Here is a 21,988-nt window from a genome sequence, read left to right as displayed (position 1 = left end):
ATAAAAGAGCTTAGGTCTTCTGTCCGGTGTAGACGAAAGTTTCTGCCTTGCTCGCACTCTGCCCCATGATCACGATCGCTTGGGTGGTGTCGTTGTACAGAACAACGTGTTGAACAACCACGCCATCGCCCACGGGGCAGGTGGCTCCGCTGAAGGTGAGCGGCAGATCAAACACGTTCCGGCCGCTGGCGCGGGGCACCACGGTGCCGCGAATGGAGCAACCCGGGTAGGAGGGAATCGACACCAATCCACCTGTGGAAATGGAAACCGACACCAGGGGCTCTCGCACCTGATTGCCAATGCCAGTGCCGGAATACGTACCCAGCAACTCGCTCACGACAGCAGGCTGCTCGTAGAGCACGCCATAGGTACCGGTGAACTTCACGCCCTTGGAATCCGTGACCTGCACCGAGTCCCGCACCGCGTACTTGCCGCTATAGCTGACCGCCACCGTCGTCCGGCTGGCAAGGTTTGCCTCATCCACCACATTGAGATAGCGCCCGGTGCCAGAGACAACATCTGGGCCTGACGTCTGAACGGCGCCTTGCGATATGCCCACCACGGCGCCCACTGCATCGGTCAGGATGCTCCAGGATTCGCCGTTCTCCAGCACCACACCCTGCACATTCAGAGGGTCGGTGGTCGCCCCGGTCCACAGGCCTTCCACGCCGGTGACCACGGTCGCAGGAGGCTTCGGCGCAGGTGGCGCCACATCATCCCCGCCTCCGCCGCAAGCAGATAACACCAAAGCGGCAACCAGTCCTCCCAGGGCAGTCGTCTTATTCACTTTCTTCTCCTTTGTGAGTCAAATCTGGGGGGCTGCGCCATGGCGCGGCCCCAACTGCCGCATCTTAAGCGCAGGCACCGCAAGCGGCACAGGGCAAAATGGCATGCGGTGGCGGGCCGTCTCACCCACGCCACATCCGGTTCGAGGAGAACTTCATCAGAGGCAGCCACCCTTTCCAGCCATCCAGTTTCCATGGCTCTAACGCCGCGCCGGTGTTTTATCGCGCCAGGTAGCCGCCATCCACCGGGTAATACGCCCCGGTCACAAACGACGCCTTGCTGGACGCCAGCCAGGTCACCAGCTCGGCCACCTCTTCAGGTTGCCCCAGGCGACCGATGGGGTGGGCGCCCACCAGCATCGCGTTGATGCCAGCATCCTGCTCCAGCCCGCTGATCATGGGCGTATGGATAAAGGCAGGCCCGACGGCATTGATGCGCACGCCATGGGCGCTGTATTCAATCGCAGCCGCCTTGGTCAGCCCCACCACACCATGTTTGGCCGCGGTGTAGGCCGGGGCGGTGGCAAAACCCACCGATCCCAGGATGGATGCCATGTTGATGATGGAGCCGCCGCCATTCTTGAGCATGGCTGCGATCTGGTATTTCATGCCGTAAAACACGCCGGAGAGGTTGATGTTGATGACCTGGGCCCAGCCATCCAGGGGGTAATCGGCCGTGGCCGCCTGCGGGCCGCCGATGCCCGCGTTGTTGCAGGCGATGTCCAGCCGGCCGTAGTGGGCCACGGTGCGGTTCACCAGCGCTTCGCAGTCCTCAGGCTTGCCCACATCGGCAGCCACAAAAATGGCATCGCCCCCGGCTGCGCGTACCAGCGCCGCCGTTTCCTCACCTGCCTGCACATTCACATCCGACACCACCACCTTGGCGCCTTCGCGCGCCCACACCAGCGCAATGGCACGCCCAATGCCCGACGATGCCCCGGTGACCAACGCAACCTTGTTCTTCAGCATGAAACACTCCTTGTTCATTCAGAACACCTGCAACCCGATGCCACAGATCGCTTTTCATTCTGCGCGCCCAATGCGTCAGCGCCTTGACCTGGGTCATCCCGCTGGCAAGGGTACTGGCCCACAGCCATGGGCCTTGGGTACCGGCTACCATCAGGGGCTGCAAGGTTTTCGCCCGCATCAGCCTGTTGTGTGACCGCCTGATTTCCACGCCACCGCCATACCGCCCGCACCCGCATGCCTGCTTTTTCCTTTGAAGCCCTGGACGCCCAGGGCCAGACCCGCAAGGGCCTCATGGAGGCCGACACCGCAAAGGCCGCGCGCAGCCTGCTGCGATCCCAGGCCCTGGTGCCCCTGGCGGTAGAGCTGGTGCAGACCGGCCAGTCGCTGGATGGCAGCTCGGCCAGCCTCAGCCAGCGCCTGTTCACGCGGCCTGTGTTCAGCGCCACGGGCCTTTCGATCTGGACGCGGCAGATTGCCGGGCTGGTGTCTTCCGGCCTGCCGCTGGAGCGCGCCCTCACGGCACTGTCCGAAGAAGCCGACGACGAACGCCAGCGCCACCTGGTGGCCGCACTGCGCGCTGAGGTCAATGCCGGGGCCACGTTTGCGCGCGCCCTGTCGCAGCACCCGCGCGAGTTTTCCGATATCTACTGCGCGGTGATCGGCGCGGGCGAGCACAGCGGCAACCTGGGCCTGGTGCTGGAGCGCCTGGCCGACGACCTGGAAGAACGCCAGGCGCTCAAGGCCAAGCTGGTGGGCGCTGCGCTGTACCCCGCCATCGTGACCATCGTCGCTATCGTGATCGTGCTCTTCCTCGTGGGCTACGTGGTGCCCCAGGTGGCCAGCGTGTTTGCGGGCACCAAGCGGGCGCTGCCGTTTCTGACCGTGGCCATGCTGGGCATCAGCGCTTTTGTGCGCAGCTATGGCTGGATGATGCTGATTGCTTCTGTTTTGATCGCTTTTGGCACACGCTGGGCGCTGACCATCGGGCATATTCGCGAAAAATTCGATGCTGCCTGGCTCAACCTGCCGCTGGTGGGCAAGCTGGCGCGCGGCTACAACGCGGCGCGTTTTGCGGGCACCTTGGCCATGCTGGCGGGTGCGGGCGTACCCATCCTCAAGGCGCTGCAGGCCGCCGCCGAAACGCTGAACAACCGCGCCCTGCGCGCCGATGCACTCGAAGCGCTGGTGCTGGTGCGCGAAGGTGCGCCCCTGGCCTCGGCGCTGGCGCAGAAAAAGCGCTTCCCCGGCCTACTGTCCATGTTTGCGCGCCTGGGCGAGCAGACGGGGCAACTGCCGGTGATGCTGCAGCGCGCCGCCAGGCAGCTTTCCACCGAGGTCCAGCGCCGCGCCATGGCGCTGGCAACCATCCTGGAGCCTTTGCTCATCGTCGGCATGGGCCTGATCGTGATGCTCATCGTGCTGGCCGTGCTGCTGCCGATCATCCAACTGAATCAGTTCGTGAAGTGACTTTATGGCCGTGACCCTGGACGACAAGCTGGTGGTGGCGATCTCATCGCGGGCGCTGTTCAACTTCGAGGAGGAAAACCGCGTCTTCGAGCACGAGAGGGATGACCGCGCCTATGTGGACCTGCAGCGCCAGCGCCTGGACGTGCCCGCCGCGCCCGGCGTGGCGTTCTCGCTGGTGCGCAAGCTGCTCGCCTTCAACACCTCGGAGCACCAGCGGGTGGAGGTGGTGCTGCTCTCGCGCAATGACCCGGTCAGTGGCATGCGCGTGTTTCGCTCCTGCAACGCCCATGGCCTGCCCACCATCCAGCGCGGCGTGTTCACCCAGGGGCGTGACCCTTTTCGCTACCTGCGACCGCTGGGCGCACACCTGTTCCTGTCTGCCAACGAGGCCGATGTGCGCGAGGCGCTGCACCTGGGCTACCCGGCCGCGCGGGTGATCACCGAATCGGTACAGGCAGGCGACGCCAACCCGCAGGAAGTGCGCATTGCCTTTGACGGCGACGCCGTGCTGTTCTCCGATGAGGCCGAGCGTGTGTACCAGGCCGAAGGCCTGGCCGCCTTCCAGCAGCACGAAACCGACAAGGCCGCCCTGCCTCTGCCCGATGGTCCGTTCAAGCCCCTGTTGGCGGCGCTGCACCGACTGCAATCCGCCGGAGAAGCTGGCGGCACCACCGGCATGCGCATCCGCACCGCACTGGTCACGGCGCGCAGCGCCCCGGCGCACGAACGCGCTATCCGCACGCTGATGGACTGGAACATCGATGTGGACGAAGCCATGTTCCTGGGTGGCCTGCCCAAGGGCGAATTCCTGCGCGAATTCGAACCCGACTTTTTCTTCGACGACCAGACAGGCCATGTGACCTCAGCCGCCCGTCATGTGCCAGCCGGCCATGTGAACAGCGGTATCTCCAACCCCCTGCGCCCTGCTGGCGATTAACCCGGGGCCGGGCACGGACCCGCGTTCCTTCGAAAAGTTTTGCAATCCCCTGCAACTCCCGGTGAAAGCTGCAAGCCTTGGGTTGCATTCCGCCCACGCACGCCCAGCTGTGCCAACATCGTTGCCAGTCCACAGAAGGAGCCTGTTTTGCGCATCAGATTTTCCCTGGCCGCCTGCGTGATGAGCACCCTGGCGACAGCCTTGGGCACCACTGCGCTGGCCATGCCCCCTGCAACTGCGCCAGCGCCACCAGCCCCCGCCGCCAGCCCCTCCGCTGAATCCCAGGCAGCCCTGACCAAAGGCGAGATCAAGGCTATGCGCGAGTTCAAGATGCTGGACTTCAATGGGGACGGCAAGCTCAGCCGCACCGAGGTCAAGCTCTTTCCCCGCCTGGCCGCCGCGTTCGACGATGCGGACACGGACAAGGATGGCTACGTGTCTTACGAGGAAGTGCGGGCCTTTGCCGCCAAGTACCGCGCGGAGCGGGATCAGCAGCGGGCGGCCCAGGCAGCGGCTCCCGCTTCATCGCCCCGGCCTTCAGGCCAGAACGGGGCAAAAATTGAATGAAATAAGGCTCCAGCGCTTATCAGTTATGCGCAATCAGCTATAATTTTAGGAGCAAAACCCTCACAAGCCGCCAGTGCGCTTGATCTTGGGGTCGGAGTAGGTCAGCGGCTCGTTCTTGACCTGCTGGGCCATGCGCTCCTGCAGGGTCATCTTGTTGATGTCCTGCGCCACCTCCACCGCACTGCCACTGGCCCGCCACATCGACTGGATCAGCTCCAGCAGTTGTTTGTAGATCGGCTCCTTGGGGGGCTCGGGCGGTTCTTCCACGGTGTCTTTTTTCTTGACCTCGGTCCAGTCCCGGTTTGCTACATCGGGCGCGGAGGGCTTGTCGGGCTCGCGCACGATGGCGCCCTCGCCCAGCCGGTCCATGGATTCGACGGGATTGGATGCATTGATGGGCCGCACCGGCGGCGCGCCAGAGGCGCCAGTGGAATACAAATCAGCGCCCTGAGGACGCCAACTCGGCGATCGGTCGACAGGTGGCATTTGCATGGCAGTGGCCCCAATGGTTGATGAATAGATATGCTCGAAGTGCAGAGGCTTTTTCGCCGTCTTCGTAATCTATTACGGCAAAAAGAAGGGGAAATTTAGGTCTTTTTCACCGATTGGCTCAAATTTAGGGTTTTCCCTAATCTTTGTCACCCTTTTGGGAGCATGCGGGGGCTGGATCGGCTCACAGCCGACCGATTGCACTCATTCCCCCACCGAGTCTGGAGCTACTGGCTTGTGGGGGGAGCGGGCACGGCAGGGCTTGGCACTGCCGTTGTGCCTTGCCGGTGGAGACACCGGGATGACCTCGTACAGGGTCAGATCAGAGAAAGCGTTCCAGCAACCGGCGCGAATGCCGGTCCAGCGCCGTGGTGTCTTTGACGCGGAACTGCACGCCGTCGCCCCCGGCAATCAGCAGGCGGGTGCGTCCGCCCAAGCGGCGGATGTCTTCCTCGGCCTTGAGGACGAGGCTGGCAGGGCCCCGGTCCGTCTCCACCTGCCAGGTGCTGGGGGTGGAGAAGCTCGATACTGCAATGATTTTTTCGATAGTGGGCACAAACTCTCGCACTTCCAACTCTTCTTCGATGAGCTGGCGGGCGGGGGCTGGCAGCTGGTCCAGCCGGTCGATCCACAGCAGTTCGTGGCCGTCAGATCCGATCAGCGAGAGCCCTTCGGCGGGTGCCGCGATGGGGAAGGCCCGCACAGGCGTGACGCCCTCGTGGGCCGTGCCGTCGGCCAGGGTCAGAACCAGCCGACCGTGTGGATTGCGCGCCAAGGTGAACGTGGCGGAGGCGGTGGACGGCGATTGCGGGAAGGAAGGGGTGTTCATGGCGTTTTCCTGCAGTGCAGTCATCACGGGTTGCCCGCCGGGTGGGCCGGGTGCAGCAGGCTGCTGTCGATGATGACGCCCGCCGCCTGCGCATCTTCTTCAGCACGGCGCGCCTGGGCTTCGTAGAGCCGCCAGTAGGCGCCCTGCTTCTCCATGAGTTCGTCGTGGGGACCCACCTCCACGACCTCGCCCCGGTCCATGACCACCAGGCGGTCGGCCTTGCGCAGGGTGGACAGGCGGTGGGCGATGGCAATCGTGGTACGGCCCTGCACCAGGTTGTCGAGCGCCTTCTGGATTTCCTTCTCGGTCTCGGTGTCCACGGCCGAGGTGGCCTCGTCCAGGATCAGGATGCGCGGGTCGATCAGCAATGCGCGGGCAATGGAAATGCGCTGGCGCTCGCCGCCCGACAGGCCCTGGCCGCGCTCACCCACCAGTGAGTCGTAGCCATGGGGCAAGCGCAGGATGAATTCATGGGCGTGCGCAGCGCGGGCCGCCGCCACGATCTCCTCGCGGGTGGCCTCGGGCTTGCCGTAGGCGATGTTCTCGGCAATGGTGCCGAAGAACAGGAAAGGCTCCTGCAGCACCAGGCCGATGTGGCGGCGGTAGTCGGCCACAGCAAAACGGCGGATGTCGATGCCGTCGACCTGGATGGAGCCATCGCTCACGTCATAAAAACGACTGATCAGGTTGACCAGCGTGCTCTTGCCTGAGCCGCTGTGGCCCACCAGGCCGATCATCTCGCCGGGGCGGATATCTAGATCCAGCCCCTTGATGACTGCGCGGCTGCCGTAGCGAAAGCCCACGCCCTGCATGGTGATCGCGCCCTGAACCTTGTCCACCTTCACGGGTTGGGCCGGGTCGGGCACGTTGCTCACATGGTCCAGGATGTCGAAGATGCGCTTGGCGCCAGCGGCGGCCTTTTGCGTGACCGAGACAATGCGGCTCATTGAATCCAGCCGCCCGTAGAAACGGCCGATGTAGGCGATGAAGGCCGTGAGCACACCCACCGTGATCTGGTTGCGCGACACCAGCCAGATGCCGAAGCCCCACACCACCAGCAAGCCAATTTCAGTGAGCAGCGACACGGTGGGCGTGAACAGGCTCCAGGTCTTGTTGAGCTTGTCGTTGACTTCCAAGTTGTGTTGGTTGGCGTCGCGAAAACGCTGGGCTTCGCGCTTTTCTTGCGCAAAGGCTTTCACGACCCGGATGCCCGGGATGGTGTCGGCCAGCACGTTGGTCACTTCGGACCACACGCGGTCGATCTTTTCAAACCCGGTGCGCAGACGATCGCGCACGGTGTGGATCATCCAGCCAATGAAGGGCAGCGGCACCAGCGTGACCAACGCCAGCCATGGGTTGATGGAGAACAGAATGGCCGCCGTCATCATGATCATGAGCACGTCGGTCACAAAATCCAGGGCGTGAAGGGACAGGAAGACGTTGATGCGGTCCGTCTCGGAGCCAATCCGCGCCATGAGGTCACCCGTGCGCTTGCCGCCAAAGTAGTCCAGCGACAGGCGCAGCAGGTGCTCGTAGGTGGTGGTGCGCAGGTCGGCGCCGATGCGCTCGGACACCAGCGCCAATATGTAAGTGCGCGCCCAGGAGAGGCCCCAGGCGGCCAGCGCCGACAGCAGCAGGCCGCTCAGATACAGAAGCACCAGGCCGGGTTCGATCTGCTTGCCGTTCTGGAACGGGATCAGGATGTCATCCATCAGCGGGATGGTCAGATACGGCGGCACCAGGGTGGCGGCGGTGGACGCCAGCGTCAGCGCAAAACCGGCGGCCAGTTGCTTGCGGTAGGGCCGGGCAAAGCGCCACAGGCGCAGCAGCACCCAGGTGGAAGTTTGGGGCGGCTGGGCACGGGCGCAGGCCGGGCATTCTTCGGTGTCGGGCGGCAGGGGCGTGTGGCAGGTGGGACAGGCGGGTTCGTCGGCCTCATCCTCGGCGCCGTTGTCACCCCGGGCGCTTTGCTGCTCAAAACGCTGCAGCAGACGCAGGGCCTGGGCGTGGTGCGCGAGGGTAAAGCGCCACAGCGCCAAGCGCTCGCGAGGGCTGTGCAGCTCCAGCGAGCCCACACCGCCATGGTCCTGCAGCTTGAGCGCTAGGCCATCGCCCAGGGGCCAGCTGCGCCAGGCCGTGGTGCCCGCATCACAGGCCAGCAGCCGTTCAGACGTCACCACCACCCAGCCTGCCGCAAAGCGCAGCGCCGTGCTCAGGTCAACCTGAAGCGCTGCCAGTACGTTTTCCTTGGAAGCGAGCATGGCCCGCAAATCGGCCCCCAAAGGGCCAGAAAAGACACCCGAGGCGTCCACAGAATGGTGATGTTGCATTTTTGGTTGGGTTTTCCGCCCCCGGCTGCCTGCGGTGACCGATCTCGCGAAAGCGCGAATTCTCCCCGATACTGCATGCCACGGTGCGACGGCATCCTCATTTAACGCCTCTGACGCTCATTTGGCTGACACTGCGCACAGCCCCAGGACTGGAGCACAATCCTCGTCCACAAAAGTTTCCTTTCACAGTTTCTTCCTCTCCCGCATAGCCCATAGCCCATAGCCCTTACCCGGCCGGACCAACTCACCCGCTGCAATCCATGGCGAAACTCAACGACATCCAACTGCTTCGCATCAACTACCTGCGCGGCCCCAATATCTGGACCTACCGGCCTGTACTGGAAGTCTGGCTGGACCTGGGCGAGCTGGAGGACTATCCCTCCAACCTGCTGCCCGGTTTCAACGACCGACTTACCGCCTGGCTGCCCGCACTGATCGAACACCACTGCGGCGTGGGCGAACGCGGTGGATTCCTGCAGCGCCTGCAGGAAGGCACCTGGTGCGGCCATGTGCTGGAGCACATCGTGATCGAGTTGCTCAACCTGTCGGGCATGCCCACCGGTTTTGGCCAGACCCGCAGCACCAGCCAGCGTGGCGTATACCGCATGGTGTTCCGGGCGCGCGACGAAAGCGTGGCGCGCGTGGCGCTGACCCAGGGCCACGCGCTCATCATGGCCGCCATCAACGATGAGCCGTTTGACGTGGCTGCCGCCGTGGCCCGTGTGCGCACCGAGGTGGACGACCAGTACCTTGGCCCCAGCACCGCGTGCATCGTCACCGCCGCCACCGACCGGGGCATCCCGCACATCCGCCTGAACGACGGCAATCTGGTGCAACTGGGCTATGGCGCCAGCCAGCGCCGCATCTGGACGGCTGAGACCGAGTTCACCAGCGCCATCGCCGAAGGCATCGCCAGCGACAAGGACCTGACCAAGAGCCTGCTCAAGTCCTGCGGCGTGCCCATCCCCGAGGGCCAAGTGGTCAACAGCCCCGAGGAAGCCTGGGAAGCCGCCCAGGACATCGGCCTGCCTGTGGTGGTCAAGCCCTCTGACGGCAACCACGGCCGGGGTGTGACGCTGGATCTGCACAAGCAGGCAGACATCGAGGCCGCCTACCACGTGGCCTACCCCGAGGGCAGCGACGTCATGGTCGAGAGCTTCATCCCCGGCGACGAGCACCGCCTGCTGGTGGTGGGCGGCAAAGTGGTCGCAGCGGCACGTGGTGAAGTGGTCACCATCACCGGCAACGGCCGCTCCACCGTCAAGGAGCTGATCGACACCCAGCTCAACTCCGACCCGCGCCGTGGCTACGAAGAAGAGTACCCGCTCGAAATCATCGACCTGGCCACTGACACCAAGGTGCAACTCGAACTCAAGCGCCAGGACCTGGGCGCCGACTCGGTGCCCGCCGCTGGCCGCCAGGTGGTGGTGCAGCGCAACGGCAACGTGGCCGTGGACTGCACGGACGACGTGCACCCCGAGGTGGCCTACATCGCCCAGTTGGCGGCTAAGGTGGTGGGGCTGGACATCGCCGGCATCGACTTGGTGGCCAAGGACATCTCTAAACCCCTGCACGCCCAGGGCGGTGCCATTGTCGAAGTGAACGCAGGCCCTGGCCTGCTGATGCACCTGAAGCCCGCCGTGGGTGCACCGCGCCCTGTGGGCCAGGCCATTGCAGAGCATCTGTTCCCGTCGGAAGACGATGCGGGCCAGGCAGGCCGCATTCCGCTGGTGGGCGTGGCGGGCACGCGTGGCACGTCAACCATCGCGCGGGTCGTGGCCTGGCTGCTGCACCTGAGCGGCCACCACACGGGCTTGGCCTGTCGCGAAGGGCTGTTCCTGGACCGCCGCTGCGTCGAATCGACCGATTGCGCGCATTGGGAAGCCGCCCACCGCCTGCTGATGAACAAGACCGTGCAGGCCGCCGTGATCGAAAGCGACGCGCGCACCATTCTGCGCGACGGCCTGGCCTACGACCGCTGCCAGGTGGGTGTGGTCACCGACATGGACGGCGTGGAAACGCTGGCCGAATTCGACGTGCACGAACAGGACCAGATGACCAAGGTGATGCGCACCCAGGTGGACGTGGTGCTGTCGGAAGGCGCAGCGGTGCTCAACGCCGCCATCCCGCAGGTGGCCGACCTGGCGCCGCTGTCGGACGGTGCCGTGGTGCTGTATGCCCAGGACGCCACCCTGCCCGTGATCGTGGAACACCGCGCCAAGGACAACGGCCGCGCCGTGGTCGTGAAGAACGGCCGCGTGGTGCTGGCCACGGGCAGTGCAGAACATGTGCTCGGTTCGCTGGCAGACCTGACCTTTGGGCGCAATGCCGTGGCGCCCGACACCGACGCCCTGCTGGCTGCCATCGGCACGGCCTGGGCGCTGAACATTGCCCCCGACCTCATCGGCGCTGGCATCAAGACCTTTGAGCCCGAACTGGTCCCCACCGCCGCACTGCGGTCGTGATGGCACCTCGCGCATTAGCTTTAGTTTGTTGTTTGACCTCGCATCCCACGACCTGAACAGGGCCTCAGCGCCCTGATGGACCACTGAAAGAGACTTCCATGGATGTATCCCGCACCCGGGCCCTGCGTGGCCCCAACCTCTGGAGCCGCCACATGGCCATCGAGGCCGTGGTGACCTGCGCCGAAAACGAGCGCGCCGTGGGCCAGATGGCCGGGTTCGAAGCCCGCCTGCGGGCCCTGTTTCCCGCCATCGGCGCGCTGCACCCCGAAACCGGGGGCGGCGATGTCTCGCTGGCCCATGTGCTGCAGACTGCCGCCCTGGCATTGCAGGCGCAAGCAGGTTGCCCTGTCACCTTTGCGCGCACTACCGCCACCACCGATGCGGGTGTGTACCAGGTGGTCGTGGAATACAGCGAAGAGGCCGTGGGCCGCAAAGCCTTTGAGTACGCGCAGCAACTCATCAAGGCGGCGCAAGGCGAAGGCAATTTTGATGCCGACACCGTGATTGCCGAGCTGCGCGAACTCGACGAAGACGAGCGCCTGGGCCCCAGCACCGGCTCCATCGTGGACGCCGCCGTGGCGCGCGGCATCCCCTACCGCCGCCTCACGCGCGGCAGCCTGGTGCAGTTTGGCTGGGGCTCCAAGCAGCGCCGTATCCAGGCCGCCGAGGTCGATTCGACCAGCGCCGTGGCTGAGTCCATCGGCCAGGACAAAGACCTGACCAAGCGCCTGCTGCATGCGGCCGGTGTGCCCGTGCCGCTGGGCAAGCCGGTCGAAAGCGTGGACGAAGCCTGGGAAGTGGCCTTGAAGGTGGGCCTGCCCGTGGTGGTCAAGCCACAGGATGGCAACCAGGGCAAGGGTGTGACGGTCAACATCACTGACCGCGCCCAGCTCGAAGAAGCCTACAAGAACGCCGCCGAATACGGCACCGTGATGGTCGAGCGCTTTTTGCCGGGCCATGACTTCCGCCTGCTGGTGGTCGGCGACCAACTGGTGGCCGCTGCACGCCGCGAGCCGCCCCAGGTGCTGGGCGACGGCCAGCACACGGTGCGTGAGCTGGTCAACCAGGTCAACCTCGACCCACGCCGGGGCGAGGGCCATGCCACCTCGCTCACCAAGATCCGGCTCGACGACATTGCCGTGGCCCGCCTGGCCATGCAAGACCTGACGCCCGACTCGGTGCCCGCCAAGGGCCAGCGCGTCGTCCTGCGCAACAACGCCAACCTCTCTACGGGTGGCACCGCCACCGACGTGACCGATGATGTGCACCCCGAGGTTGCCGCACGCGCTGTGGCCGCCGCCCAGATGGTGGGCCTGCACATCTGCGGCGTGGACATGGTGGCCGAGACCGTGCTGCGCCCGCTCGAAGAGCAAGGCGGCGGCTTTGTGGAAGTGAACGCCGCCCCCGGCCTGCGCATGCACCTGGCACCCAGCTACGGCAAGCCCCGCAACGTGGGTCAGGCCATGGTGGACAAGCTCTACGCCCATGGCGACGATGGGCGCATCCCAGTGGTGGCCGTCACCGGCACCAACGGCAAGACCACCACGGCCCGCCTCATCGCCCACCTGTTCACCGCCCAGGGCCTGCGCGTGGGCATGACCAACACCGACGGCGTGTACGTGAACGGCCGCCAGATCGACAGTGGCGACTGCAGCGGCCCCAAGAGCGCCCGCAACGTGCTGCTGCACCCCGAGGTGGATGCAGCCGTGTTCGAGACCGCCCGTGGCGGCATCCTGCGCGAAGGCCTGGGGTTTGACCGCTGCCAGGTGGCCGTGGTCACCAACATCGGTGCGGGAGACCACCTGGGCCTGAACTACATCACCACGGTGGAAGATCTGGCCGTGCTCAAGCGCGTGATCGTGCAGAACGTGGCCACCACAGGCTACGGCGTGCTCAACGCGGCCGACCCCATCGTGGCCGCCATGGCACCCGCCTGCCCCGGCAAGATCATCTTCTTTGCCAGCGACCGCCACCATCCCGTGATGGCCACGCACCGCGCGCAGGGCCACCGCACCGTGTATGTGGATGGCGACTCCATCGTGGCTTCGGAAGGCTCGTGGCGCGAGACCATCCACCTGCGCGACGTACCCATCACACGCAACGGCAAGATCGGTTTTCAGGTCGAGAACGTCATGGCGGCCGTGGCCGCCGCCTGGGGTGTGGGCATGCCCTGGCAGACCATCCGCCGGGGCCTGTCAGGCTTTGTGAACGACAGCGACAACGCGCCCGGCCGCTTCAACATCATGGACTACCGGGGCGCCACCGTGATTGCCGACTACGGCCACAATCCCGACGCCATGCGCGCCCTGGTGGGTGCCGTGGACGCCCTGCCCGCCAAGCGCCGCAGCGTGGTGATCAGCGGCGCGGGCGACCGCCGCGACGAAGATATCCGCGACCAGACCGTGATCCTGGGCGCCGCATTTGACGACGTGATCCTGTACCAGGACGCTGCCCAGCGCGGCCGTGCCGATGGCGAGGTGATGGCCCTGCTGCGCGAAGGCCTGGCAGGCGCATCACGCACCACACACGTCGAAGAGATTCGCGGTGAGTTCATCGCCATCGACGCCGCCCTGGCGCGCCTGCAGCCCGGCGACCTGTGCCTGGTACTGGTGGACCAGGTCGAAGAAGCCCTCGCCCACCTGGCCCAGCGCTGCACCGAAGCCGGGGCCGCTGCGTGATGGCCCTCAAGCAAACGGCCACCTCGGCGCTGCTGGCCCTGGCCGCAGCAACCGCCTGGGTGGGCGCAGCTGGCACAGCGCAGGCAGCGCCTGGCGAAAAAATCGGCACGGTGGACACCGCCTTCCAATGGATCGGCCGCGACCACGACATCCTCGTGGAAGCCTATGACGACCCCGGCGTGTTGGGCGTGACCTGCTACGTCTCGCGCGCACGCACGGGCGGCATCAAGGGCACCCTGGGCCTGGCCGAAGACCGCGCTGAAGCCTCCATCGCCTGCCGCCAGGTGGGGCCTATCAGCTTCCCCGAGCCGCTCAAGAAGCAGGAAGAGGTGTTCAGCGAACGCATGTCCATCCTGTTCAAGCGCCTGCGCATCGTGCGCATGGTCGACCCGGCCCGCAACACGCTGGTCTACCTCACCTACTCCGAAAAGCTCATCGACGGCTCGCCGCAGAACAGCGTGACCGCCGTGCCGGTGGACCGGGCCATGGCCATCCCTCTGCGCAAATAAGCGGGCAAGGCCGTACACAACAGAAAACAGAAAGGGGCCATGGCCCCTTTCTGTTTTTTATATAAAACCAGCACCTAGCGCTTATCCATCAAGCGCCAGCAGCTATCAAAACAATAGTATTCATCAAGCCTGGCTGGCAATCTGCCGCAGCGCCTGCTCAAACACCTCCACCGGCTGACCACCTTGAATCAGGTGGCGCTCGTTGATGATGATGGCGGGCACCGAGTGGATGCCATTTTGCAAATACAACTGCTCACGCTCGCGCACCTCTTCGGCAAAACGGTGAGACGCCAATAGTTCACGCGCCTCGTCCACATTCAGCCCGACCTCACCCGCCACGCGCACCAGCACTTCGTGGTTGCTCGGGTCTTGCCCATCGGTGAAATAGGCTTTGAACAGCGCATGTTTGAGTGGCGGCTGCAGGCCCTTCTCTTCGGCCCAGTGCAGCAGGCGGTGCGCGTCAAAAGTGTTGTAGACGCGGCTGCGTTTGCCTTTACCAAAGGTGAACCCCAAGTCCGCACCACGCGCGGCAATGGCCTCGCGGTTGCGTTCGAGCTGCTCGGGCGTAGAGCCATACTTTTCCTGCAGATGCTCGTTGATGTCCTGGCCCTCGGGGCCCATCTGCGGGTTCAGCTCGAAAGGCTGAAAGTGCATGTCAAGGGCCACTTCGCCCTTCAGGCGATCGGCCGCCTGCTCCAGCGCCTTGAGGCCGATGATGCACCAGGGGCAGGAGACATCGGAGACGAAATCGATCTTGAGGGTTTTGGTAGTCATGGCAAGCTCAAAAAATCAGAGCTGGATGGTAGACCAATGCATTGGCCTTCGCAGGAGGGCGCTTTTGTGCCCCTGAAGCGCCCGCTTCCTGCCCCAGTGTTATCTAGTGTGGCGTTGCACGCTAGCGCAGAACGCCAGGCTTCAGTCCTCCTCGTTTCTGCCGATATCCGTCAGACAGCTATGAAATATCCTGAATGAGTGCGATCAGCCTCTCCCCTCTTTCCACAAGCTGGAGCCCGTCAGGAAATTCCACCCAAGCATCGGTGACGGCCTCTGCGCAGGCTTCTTCACGCGTGCCGATAGCGAGCGCCGTATCGCCGGACGTGACCCGCAACAGCGTCACAAACTTCACTCCATCTGCCATCCCGGAAGCCGTGCCTTCGACGATGGGTGACACCCGGTTTCTGCACGTTACCCAGTGGCCCTCGGCGATGGAGTCGATCGACGTCACCTACGAAGCAATCGCCCCATCGCAGACCAGCAGCCGGCAAATGCAGGTATGGGAGCAGACACCGACGACCGCTGTGGATCAGATCATCGGCCGAAACGCGAGCGCCACGACGGAAAAGGCGCGGTTTGCCGGTTTGGGGTCTGCCCTGATAGAGCAGGCCGCCCGCACCGGCTCGAGCTACCGTCAGACTGTGGTGAACCTGGGTGCAGTGAGTTCGCCCGACAAAATTCAAGGCAAGGCTACTGGCGCTATGTGGGGCATTCAATCCAGCCCCAGCGCCAGTGCGACATTTGCCATCACCACTCAATCTGGCGCCACGGTGCGGATCTCCATAGCCGACCAGCGGGAGCAACGCGCCACAGGCTCTGGCATCGCTGTGCAGATCGAGGTGGATGGCAACCTTACGCAGCAGGAAAAGGACGCACTCCAATCTCTGGCAGAAGGTTTCGATCTTGCTATCGAGGGCTTGACGGCTGAATCCCCTGTGCTGCGGCTGGACGGTCTGCTGAAGTTCGATAGCAAGCTTTTCACCAAGCTGGAATTCAAGGTGGATATCTATGGGGTGGACCAGGATGGCGTCCGCATCCTGAAGCTCGGTGCCAACATCAGCGCAGACGCCAAAACCCGCGAGATTGAACTCAAGAGCCCTGAAGGCACCGTAAGAATGAAAACCGATTTGCGGCAGCCCGCGCTATGGGGCACCGCAGACCAGAAGGCCTACGCTGTGCGACAGTACCTCAGCCGCATCGACAAGGCAGCAGAGCGCGGGCATGCAGACAGCGGCTTGGTTGACCTGTTCAAGTCCAGCTTCGCCGCCCTGAACGGCGGCTATGAATCGGCAAACTCCCCTGGGAGGTCAGGCAGCGCCAGTATCAGCTTTGGCGACCCGGTCGATCTGACGCGCGACGCCAACGCCTTCAGTGAAGGCGACAAGAGCCTGCTCACCGGCCTGGCGGACTTTGATGCATCGATTACCGCAACCCGCCGTGCGTCCAATCCGCGCCGCACCAAAGAGGTTGACACCTTCGAATACACACTCAAACAGTCCACTCAGGTCTCCGGATCATCACCCAGCAACCGCGGCTTCATACAGACCCAGTCCGCCAAGCTTTCTGCCGCCTATCACCAATCGCTGCACTCAAGAGCAGCACCAAAGTTGACATCAGACTCTGCAACCCAGAACTATTCCTACGAAAAGGTGGAAGACAGCAGCAGCACGCAGGTAGAGCTAGGCTACGAGAAGGATGAGCCTGTGCGCGCACTGATCACGCAGGCCGCCTCGCAATCGCTGCATGTCCTCAAGGTGGAAAACAACAAGATCACCGAGAACACGGCAGAGCCAGCTCATGTGCAGTCAAAGCAGACAGATTTGCTGCCCTTGCTGAAGCAATTGAAACGGCAGCAGGATGCGAACCAGTTGACGGATGACGAGAAACAAAAGCAGCTGCAGGAATGGGGCGGAATGGTGCTGGGAAGCTTGGCCACGGATTAGCACCGCTGAATAATTTCGTTGACGCAGCGCCCGTGCGTTCTCTGCTGCGCAAACTGACAAAGACGCCGAACACCCGCGCTAACCCGTTCGATCCGCCGAGAGCATCTCTCGAAGTGCTGTCTTTGGCACTTTGCCATAGCTGTTCTTGGGCAAAGCCTGCACAAAGCGGTACAGCCGAGGGCGCTTGAAACGGGCTATATGGGCCAGGCACAGCGCGTCCAGTGCATCCGGGCTCACGCCCTCCTCCGCCACCACAAAGGCCACAGGCACCTCGCCCCATTCCGCATCGAGCTGCCCCACCACGGCCACCTCGCGCACCTGGGGGTGCAGCAGAAGCACCTCCTCCACCTCGCGCGGGTAGATGTTGGAGCCGCCAGAGATGATCACGTCCTTGGAGCGGTCCTTGAGGGTGAGGAAACCATCGGCATCCAGCGCGCCCATGTCGCCGGTGTAGAGCCAGCCATCGCGCAGCGTCTGCGCCGTGGCTTCGGGGTTGTTCCAGTAGCCGGGCATGACGGTGTCGCCGCGCACCACCACCTCCCCGGTCTCGCCTGTGGGCATCGGCTGGCCTGCAGCATCGACCACACGCACCTCCACCAGCGACTGCGCCACGCCGACCGATACCATGCGCTCGGCCCAGCGCGGGTGGTTGCGGTCGGCCAGCTGGGCGCGCGACAGGGCCGTGATCGTCATGGGGCTTTCGCCCTGGCCGTAGATCTGCACGAAGCGGTTGCCGATCACGGCCAGCGCGTTGCGCAGGTCGTCGGCATACATGGGACCGCCACCGTAGACGATGGTCTTGAAGCCGCTCACGTCGGCACCCGTGGCGCGCACATGGTCCACCAGGCGGTGCACCATGGTGGGCGCAGCGAACAACGTGAGCTGGCCCACGCTGGCCGCAAGCTGCACCAGCTCCGCAGGCTCGAAGCCACCCGACAGCGGAACCACATGCCGCCCGCCGCGCAGCACCTGGGCGTAGTTGTAGAGGCCAGCGCCGTGCGACATGGGCGCGGCGTAGACCATGGCGTCGCCGGGCAGCACATCGTCCACGTCGGTGAAGTAGCAGGCCGTCATGGCCAGCAGATTGCGGTGGGTCTGCATCACCCCCTTCGGGCGGCCAGTGGTGCCGGAGGTGTAGAACAGTGAGGCGACATCCTCGGGTGCGCGGTCGCAAACGTCCATGAGCGCGTGCGTGACGGCGGCGCGGTACGCTTCGGAGCCGAACACCAGCAGACCGGCATCCGCCGCCCCGGCCTCGCGCGCGGCCGGTGCCAACGCCTGCGATGCCAGCACCACACGCGCGCCGGAGTCGGCCAGCACGTAGGCCAGTTCTTTGGCATGCAGCTTGTAGTTGACCGGCAGCGACACGGCCCCGGCCCACACGATGGCGTGCAGGGCCTCCAGGTACTCGGGCGCATTGGCGGCGTAGATGGCCACTCGGTCACCGGGGGCAACGCCGCATTGCGTGTGCAGATAGGCGGCCAAGGCGGCAGCGCGTGCGCCCAGGTCGCCGTAGGACCACAGCACGTCACTCCCCTGGAGTACAGCGGGCTGGTGGGCATGCAGCAAAGCACTGCGGCGCAGCAGGTGGGCGATGTTCATAGTGTGCACTCCACAACAAGGGGATTTTTCAGGGTCAGCCGCCTCCACAGCCGTGGAGACCTGTTGGCACTGCAGGCACTGTAGGCACGCCGGGCGCTGGCGCACAGTCGCCAAAATACCCAAGGGATAACCCGGCCCGCCCCCGAAACACCCAGTTACCACGCGCGTCCAAATCCCCACAGGCTGTGGCGTTGAAACTCCGTTGCCTAGACTGCATCTGATCCCATGCGCGCGGCCAGCCCACCCAGGCGAGCGCACCACCGTTTTTACCCAACGCCTTGCAGGCAACACCCCATGAACCTGGACCAGCAAAAATCCATTCTCAGCATCGCCCTCCTGGCCGCGTTTGCGGACGGCAACAAGGACGACGCCGAGCGCGAAGAGATCCGCCGCATTGCCCAGTCGCTCGCGGGCGACGCAGGCATGGCGGACCTTCCACGCATCTACCAGGACGTGCTGCTGCGGCGCACCAGCGTGCAGGCGGCGGTGCAGGCCTTGAGCGACCCCATGCACCGCCAGCTGGCCTACGAGATGGCCGTGTGTGTGTGCGACGTGGATGGCCGCCAGACGGCGGCAGAACGCGAGTTTCTGAGCAGCCTGAAGGCGGCGCTGCAGCTGGGCGCACCGCAGACCGACGCGTTTGACCGGGAAGCCGATGCGATCGTGGATGTGGCCGAAAAGGCCGTGCCTTTATCCGTGCCTGTGTCCGCGCCCATCGCGATCCCAGTGGCAGCAGCCGCCGCAGCCCCCAGCAGTGCTTTGGATGCCGAGCTGGACAAATCCATCCTCAACTACGCGCTGCTCAACGGTGCGCTGGAGCTGCTGCCGCAGTCCTGGGCGTCAATGGCCATCATTCCCATGCAGGTGAAGATGGTGTACGGCATTGGCAAGGCCCATGGCGTAGAGCTGGACCAGGGCCACATCAAGGAGTTCATCGCCGCTGCGGGCGTGGGCATGACGTCCCAGTACCTGGAGCAGTTTGGCCGCAAGCTGCTCGGCGGCTTGCTGGGCAAAGCGGCGGGCCGGACCATCGGCGGGCTGGGCAGCGCCGCCACCGGCATGGCGTTTTCGTTTGCCACCACCTACGCGCTGGGGCAGGTGGCCAAGCGCTACTACGCCGGGGGCCGGGTCATGAGCACGGCCATGCTGCGCGAGACCTTCCAGAACCTGCTGGGCCCCGCCAAGCAGATGCAGTCGCAGTACCTACCGCAGATCCAGCAAAAGGCCGCCACGCTGGACGCGGGGAAGATCATGGCGATGGTGCGCGGTGCCTGACACGCCACAGCCACTGCGGCAAACGCTATATTATTAATAGCTACCAGCGCTTAACAGATAAGCGCCAGATGCCATTTTTAATCATAATCCAGTGGCGAGGCCCGCGTGGGCCAAACGCAATCAGGCCAGAGCGTTGCGCCCGCGCTGACCCGCGCGCAAACCAGGTGGCGCAAACATCGGCCCATGACAGAATCGGCCCATGCTCGACCACACGGACCCTGTCGCCTCCATCATCCCGGCCATGTCGCTCGACTCACCGTCCGACAACGCCATGACGGCGCTGTCCCGGCTGGCACTGGGGCCCGTGAACACGGCCTACTACATGGCCGTTTTCGAGCGCTTTGACAACACGGGCCGCACCACCACCACCTGGAACTGGGCGGCCTGCCTGGCCACCCTCAACTGGATGCTGTTCCGGCAGTTGTGGACCCCCGCGCTGGTCTACCTGGCGGCGGCCGAAGGGCTGGCGCTCATCGTGTATGGCATCGGCCGGACGTTCCTGCAATGGCCGCCGGGCGTGGAACTGGGCGTGCTGGGCGCCTTTGCAATGCTGGCCTTTGCGGTGCCGGGCCTGTATGGCAACGCCATCCTGTATGCCGACATCCGCAAACGGGTGGCCCGCGCGCTGGCAGCCTCACGCACGCTGCCCGAGGCCTGTGTGCTGCTGGAGAAGCAGGCCAGCTCACGCAAGCGGCTGCAGGCACTGGTGCTGGCCAACCTGGTGCTGGTGGCCGCAGCCGCGCTGGCATACCTGGTATGGGCCCCTTCAGACACCAAGCCGCTGGCCCTGGAGCCTGCCGTAACGGTGGCGCAAGCCACGGCGGCGGCGTCCCGGCCCAGCGCTGCGGCTTCTGCACCAGCCGCTGCTATTACGGCGGCGCCTTCACCCGTACCTGTTCCGGTTCCTGCGCAAGAGCCCCCTACCCCAGCCCTTCCCGCCACCACCGCCTCGGCTCCTGACCCAGCGAAACCGGCAGCGGCCCCGCCCACCGCCAAGTCTGCGGCCCCGGCAACCCCCGCGCCAAAGGCCGCAACACCAGCCAGCACGCCAGCGCGATCCTCTGAGGCCAACCGCCCCGCTCCGGCTACGCTCTCTGCAGCCTCCACGGTGTCCAAAACGCCCTCTTCAGCGCCCGCCACGGCAGCCCCCAAGCCCTCTGCAAAGACAACGCCCCCCGCCGAGCCCGCCAGCCGCGCGGCCTCTGCAGCCAAGGCCAAAACGCCCAAAGCCTCCGCTTCGGCCGCTGCGCCAGCATCCTCAGCCCCTCTCCCCACCGTGGGCACGGCGGCGGGCTACTACATCAACGTGGGCCTGTTTGCCGACGAGGCCAACGCCCGCAAGGCCCAGGCTCGCTTGCTCAACGAAGGGCTACCCGCCTTTCGCCAGGAGCTGAACAACGCCAAGGGCCGCCGCATCCGCGTGCGCGTGGGGCCCTATGAAAGCCGGGCGAAGGCAGAGGCTGCAGCCGCGTCGATCCGGGCGATGGCGCTGGAAGCTGTGGTTTTCAAGCAATGAGATGGGTACCGCGTACCTTGAGCTCTTTGGAGGTAGCGGCTGCGCGGTGCCTGCTTCCCTCTTCGTGCAGCGCCTGATTGGTAAAAATTCGCTGTTCCATTCGATAGGAAACTCATAACATATGTAACAGCAGGTTATCTTCACATTCCAAATCAGGGGTCACGCATGTCTTTCGCGAAGTCGCTTTCCAAAGTGTTGGCAGTAGGGGTTTTGGCACCGATCATGGTGGCTGGCGCACAGGTCGACGATGTGGGGGGTATCGCATCCGGTGGAAGCGTGTCCATGCCGAGCCCTATGGTCGCAGCGGCCATCAGCGCGGGCTCCCTGTCCCTGACAGGCGGAGAATCCACCATGTCACCCCGTTTTTTCCGCTCAGGTACGCCGGGTGATGCCTGCTCAACGTTCAGTTCGGGTAACTTTCAATACACGACCGTTCCCTTCCAGACCAATGGCAGCGGTTCATTGCGGGCTATCGTCGATCCGCAAACCTGCGGCACAGGCGTTTTTGTAACGTTCCACGTCGGCGCCTTCAATCCATCCAGCATCTGTAGCGGGTATCAGTGGTCCTTCGGCTCTTCGCAGGCCTTTGACCAAACCTTCTCGGTCCCGGCGAACACCGCCATGACCATGGTTCTTTCTGGCGTGGCCAATGCCCCCGGGGTGAACTGCGGCCCGGTTACGTATTCCCTGGACGGAACAGGCGGTGCCGCGTCGTCCATTCCCGTCAACAACCCATGGGCGATGGCGGTTCTGGCAGCATTGGTCGGCGTTGCGGGCTGGAGACTTCGCAGTTCTCGCCAGGCTTGATGGACTGAGCGGCCCCCTCTCGGGTGCATAGGGGCGCGCGGCCCTG

At 64.6% G+C, this 21,988-nt stretch carries 17 protein-coding genes; 10 read left to right on the top strand and 7 right to left on the bottom strand.

Going from position 1 to position 21,988, the window contains the following annotated elements; translation table 11 throughout:
* Positions 1–10: 10 nt before the first annotated feature.
* Positions 11–787 carry a hypothetical protein gene (locus ACQ4MJ_RS01070; protein ID WP_431150695.1) on the bottom strand — a complete coding sequence of 259 codons (777 nt, stop codon included), beginning with the start codon at positions 785–787 and terminating at the stop codon, positions 11–13.
* Between the two features lie 217 nt (positions 788–1,004).
* Entirely contained in the window at positions 1,005–1,754 is a 750-nt protein-coding gene (locus tag ACQ4MJ_RS01065) for an SDR family NAD(P)-dependent oxidoreductase (protein ID WP_055395971.1), read from the bottom strand.
* A gap of 234 nt (positions 1,755–1,988) precedes the next feature.
* Here ACQ4MJ_RS01065 and gspF point away from each other — a divergent pair, with 234 nt between their 5' ends.
* The 3 genes from gspF to ACQ4MJ_RS01050 all read left to right on the top strand — a co-directional run bounded on the left by gspF (position 1,989) and on the right by ACQ4MJ_RS01050 (position 4,725).
* The gene (gene gspF, locus ACQ4MJ_RS01060) at positions 1,989–3,221 is read left to right on the top strand and encodes a type II secretion system inner membrane protein GspF (protein WP_431150697.1); all 1,233 of its coding nucleotides are present in this window, start codon (positions 1,989–1,991) and stop codon (positions 3,219–3,221) included.
* 4 nt (positions 3,222–3,225) lie between these two features.
* The gene (locus ACQ4MJ_RS01055) at positions 3,226–4,158 is read left to right on the top strand and encodes a 5'-nucleotidase (protein ID WP_121421141.1); all 933 of its coding nucleotides are present in this window, start codon (positions 3,226–3,228) and stop codon (positions 4,156–4,158) included.
* A 180-nt stretch (positions 4,159–4,338) separates the two neighbouring features.
* Positions 4,339–4,725 (top strand): EF-hand domain-containing protein, encoded by a 387-nt coding sequence (locus ACQ4MJ_RS01050; RefSeq protein ID WP_431153128.1) that lies wholly within the window; start codon positions 4,339–4,341, stop codon positions 4,723–4,725.
* 60 nt (positions 4,726–4,785) lie between these two features.
* On the opposite strand, the gene ACQ4MJ_RS01045 is transcribed toward ACQ4MJ_RS01050, so the two are convergent.
* The 3 genes from ACQ4MJ_RS01045 to ACQ4MJ_RS01035 form a co-directional block, all read right to left on the bottom strand.
* Positions 4,786–5,217: a hypothetical protein gene (locus ACQ4MJ_RS01045; protein WP_029414343.1), complete on the bottom strand. Its 432-nt coding sequence runs from the start codon at positions 5,215–5,217 to the stop codon at positions 4,786–4,788.
* Between the two features lie 319 nt (positions 5,218–5,536).
* Entirely contained in the window at positions 5,537–6,043 is a 507-nt protein-coding gene (locus tag ACQ4MJ_RS01040; RefSeq protein WP_055395969.1) for a DUF1854 domain-containing protein, read from the bottom strand.
* A gap of 23 nt (positions 6,044–6,066) precedes the next feature.
* Positions 6,067–8,373 carry an ABC transporter ATP-binding protein gene (locus ACQ4MJ_RS01035; RefSeq protein ID WP_218301693.1) on the bottom strand — a complete coding sequence of 769 codons (2,307 nt, stop codon included), beginning with the start codon at positions 8,371–8,373 and terminating at the stop codon, positions 6,067–6,069.
* Between the two features lie 260 nt (positions 8,374–8,633).
* Here ACQ4MJ_RS01035 and cphA (ACQ4MJ_RS01030) point away from each other — a divergent pair, with 260 nt between their 5' ends.
* The 3 genes from cphA (ACQ4MJ_RS01030) (at position 8,634) to ACQ4MJ_RS01020 (ending at position 14,025) form a co-directional block, all read left to right on the top strand.
* On the top strand, positions 8,634–10,838 hold the full coding sequence (gene cphA / locus ACQ4MJ_RS01030) for a cyanophycin synthetase (protein WP_431150700.1): 2,205 nt from the start codon (positions 8,634–8,636) through the stop codon (positions 10,836–10,838).
* A gap of 98 nt (positions 10,839–10,936) precedes the next feature.
* Positions 10,937–13,516 carry a cyanophycin synthetase gene (gene cphA / locus ACQ4MJ_RS01025; protein ID WP_306553340.1) on the top strand — a complete coding sequence of 860 codons (2,580 nt, stop codon included), beginning with the start codon at positions 10,937–10,939 and terminating at the stop codon, positions 13,514–13,516.
* Positions 13,516–14,025, top strand: a complete 510-nt coding sequence (locus ACQ4MJ_RS01020; RefSeq protein ID WP_121508574.1) for a CreA family protein — start codon at positions 13,516–13,518, stop codon at positions 14,023–14,025. Before cphA (ACQ4MJ_RS01025) ends, ACQ4MJ_RS01020 begins: the two co-directional genes overlap by 1 nt.
* Before the next feature lie 123 nt (positions 14,026–14,148).
* On the opposite strand, the gene ACQ4MJ_RS01015 is transcribed toward ACQ4MJ_RS01020, so the two are convergent.
* Positions 14,149–14,799 (bottom strand): DsbA family oxidoreductase, encoded by a 651-nt coding sequence (locus ACQ4MJ_RS01015; protein ID WP_121508573.1) that lies wholly within the window; start codon positions 14,797–14,799, stop codon positions 14,149–14,151.
* 194 nt (positions 14,800–14,993) lie between these two features.
* Here ACQ4MJ_RS01015 and ACQ4MJ_RS01010 point away from each other — a divergent pair, with 194 nt between their 5' ends.
* A complete protein-coding gene (locus ACQ4MJ_RS01010) occupies positions 14,994–16,742 on the top strand; it encodes a hypothetical protein (RefSeq protein ID WP_431150701.1) in 1,749 nt (582 codons plus the stop codon).
* A gap of 78 nt (positions 16,743–16,820) precedes the next feature.
* Here the strand turns inward: ACQ4MJ_RS01010 and ACQ4MJ_RS01005 are convergent, their stop codons facing one another.
* Complete coding sequence (locus tag ACQ4MJ_RS01005) at positions 16,821–18,344, bottom strand: AMP-binding protein (protein WP_431150703.1); 1,524 nt, start codon at positions 18,342–18,344, stop codon at positions 16,821–16,823.
* Between the two features lie 294 nt (positions 18,345–18,638).
* Here ACQ4MJ_RS01005 and ACQ4MJ_RS01000 point away from each other — a divergent pair, with 294 nt between their 5' ends.
* From ACQ4MJ_RS01000 to ACQ4MJ_RS00990, 3 genes are all read left to right on the top strand, one after another.
* Positions 18,639–19,619 (top strand): YcjF family protein, encoded by a 981-nt coding sequence (locus tag ACQ4MJ_RS01000; RefSeq protein ID WP_431150705.1) that lies wholly within the window; start codon positions 18,639–18,641, stop codon positions 19,617–19,619.
* Positions 19,620–19,818: 199 nt separating this feature from the next.
* Positions 19,819–21,135, top strand: a complete 1,317-nt coding sequence (locus ACQ4MJ_RS00995; RefSeq protein ID WP_431150708.1) for an SPOR domain-containing protein — start codon at positions 19,819–19,821, stop codon at positions 21,133–21,135.
* Positions 21,136–21,300: 165 nt separating this feature from the next.
* The gene (locus ACQ4MJ_RS00990) at positions 21,301–21,942 is read left to right on the top strand and encodes a hypothetical protein (protein ID WP_306554960.1); all 642 of its coding nucleotides are present in this window, start codon (positions 21,301–21,303) and stop codon (positions 21,940–21,942) included.
* Positions 21,943–21,988 lie beyond the last annotated feature (46 nt).

It is taken from the genome of Acidovorax facilis (genome assembly GCF_050626955.1).
Lineage (GTDB): Bacteria > Pseudomonadota > Gammaproteobacteria > Burkholderiales > Burkholderiaceae_C > Acidovorax > Acidovorax facilis.
Note: the sequence above shows the minus strand (reverse complement) of the source record. Positions and strands in the feature narration are given on the sequence as shown.

Bases quoted from the DNA above. Each gene is read 5' to 3' on its own strand.
- cphA (WP_306553340.1), top strand. From the start codon at position 10,937: ATGGATGTATCCCGCACCCGGGCCCTGCGTGGCCCCAACCTCTGGAGC.
- ACQ4MJ_RS01035 (WP_218301693.1), bottom strand. From the start codon at position 8,373: ATGCAACATCACCATTCTGTGGACGCCTCGGGTGTCTTTTCTGGCCCT.
- ACQ4MJ_RS01065 (WP_055395971.1), bottom strand. From the start codon at position 1,754: ATGCTGAAGAACAAGGTTGCGTTGGTCACCGGGGCATCGTCGGGCATT.
- ACQ4MJ_RS01055 (WP_121421141.1), top strand. From the start codon at position 3,226: ATGGCCGTGACCCTGGACGACAAGCTGGTGGTGGCGATCTCATCGCGG.
- ACQ4MJ_RS00990 (WP_306554960.1), top strand. From the start codon at position 21,301: ATGTCTTTCGCGAAGTCGCTTTCCAAAGTGTTGGCAGTAGGGGTTTTG.
- ACQ4MJ_RS01000 (WP_431150705.1), top strand. From the start codon at position 18,639: ATGAACCTGGACCAGCAAAAATCCATTCTCAGCATCGCCCTCCTGGCC.
- ACQ4MJ_RS01040 (WP_055395969.1), bottom strand. From the start codon at position 6,043: ATGAACACCCCTTCCTTCCCGCAATCGCCGTCCACCGCCTCCGCCACG.
- ACQ4MJ_RS01005 (WP_431150703.1), bottom strand. From the start codon at position 18,344: ATGAACATCGCCCACCTGCTGCGCCGCAGTGCTTTGCTGCATGCCCAC.
- gspF (WP_431150697.1), top strand. From the start codon at position 1,989: ATGCCTGCTTTTTCCTTTGAAGCCCTGGACGCCCAGGGCCAGACCCGC.
- ACQ4MJ_RS01010 (WP_431150701.1), top strand. From the start codon at position 14,994: ATGAGTGCGATCAGCCTCTCCCCTCTTTCCACAAGCTGGAGCCCGTCA.
- cphA (WP_431150700.1), top strand. From the start codon at position 8,634: ATGGCGAAACTCAACGACATCCAACTGCTTCGCATCAACTACCTGCGC.
- ACQ4MJ_RS00995 (WP_431150708.1), top strand. From the start codon at position 19,819: ATGCTCGACCACACGGACCCTGTCGCCTCCATCATCCCGGCCATGTCG.
- ACQ4MJ_RS01020 (WP_121508574.1), top strand. From the start codon at position 13,516: ATGGCCCTCAAGCAAACGGCCACCTCGGCGCTGCTGGCCCTGGCCGCA.
- ACQ4MJ_RS01015 (WP_121508573.1), bottom strand. From the start codon at position 14,799: ATGACTACCAAAACCCTCAAGATCGATTTCGTCTCCGATGTCTCCTGC.
- ACQ4MJ_RS01045 (WP_029414343.1), bottom strand. From the start codon at position 5,217: ATGCAAATGCCACCTGTCGACCGATCGCCGAGTTGGCGTCCTCAGGGC.
- ACQ4MJ_RS01050 (WP_431153128.1), top strand. From the start codon at position 4,339: ATGAGCACCCTGGCGACAGCCTTGGGCACCACTGCGCTGGCCATGCCC.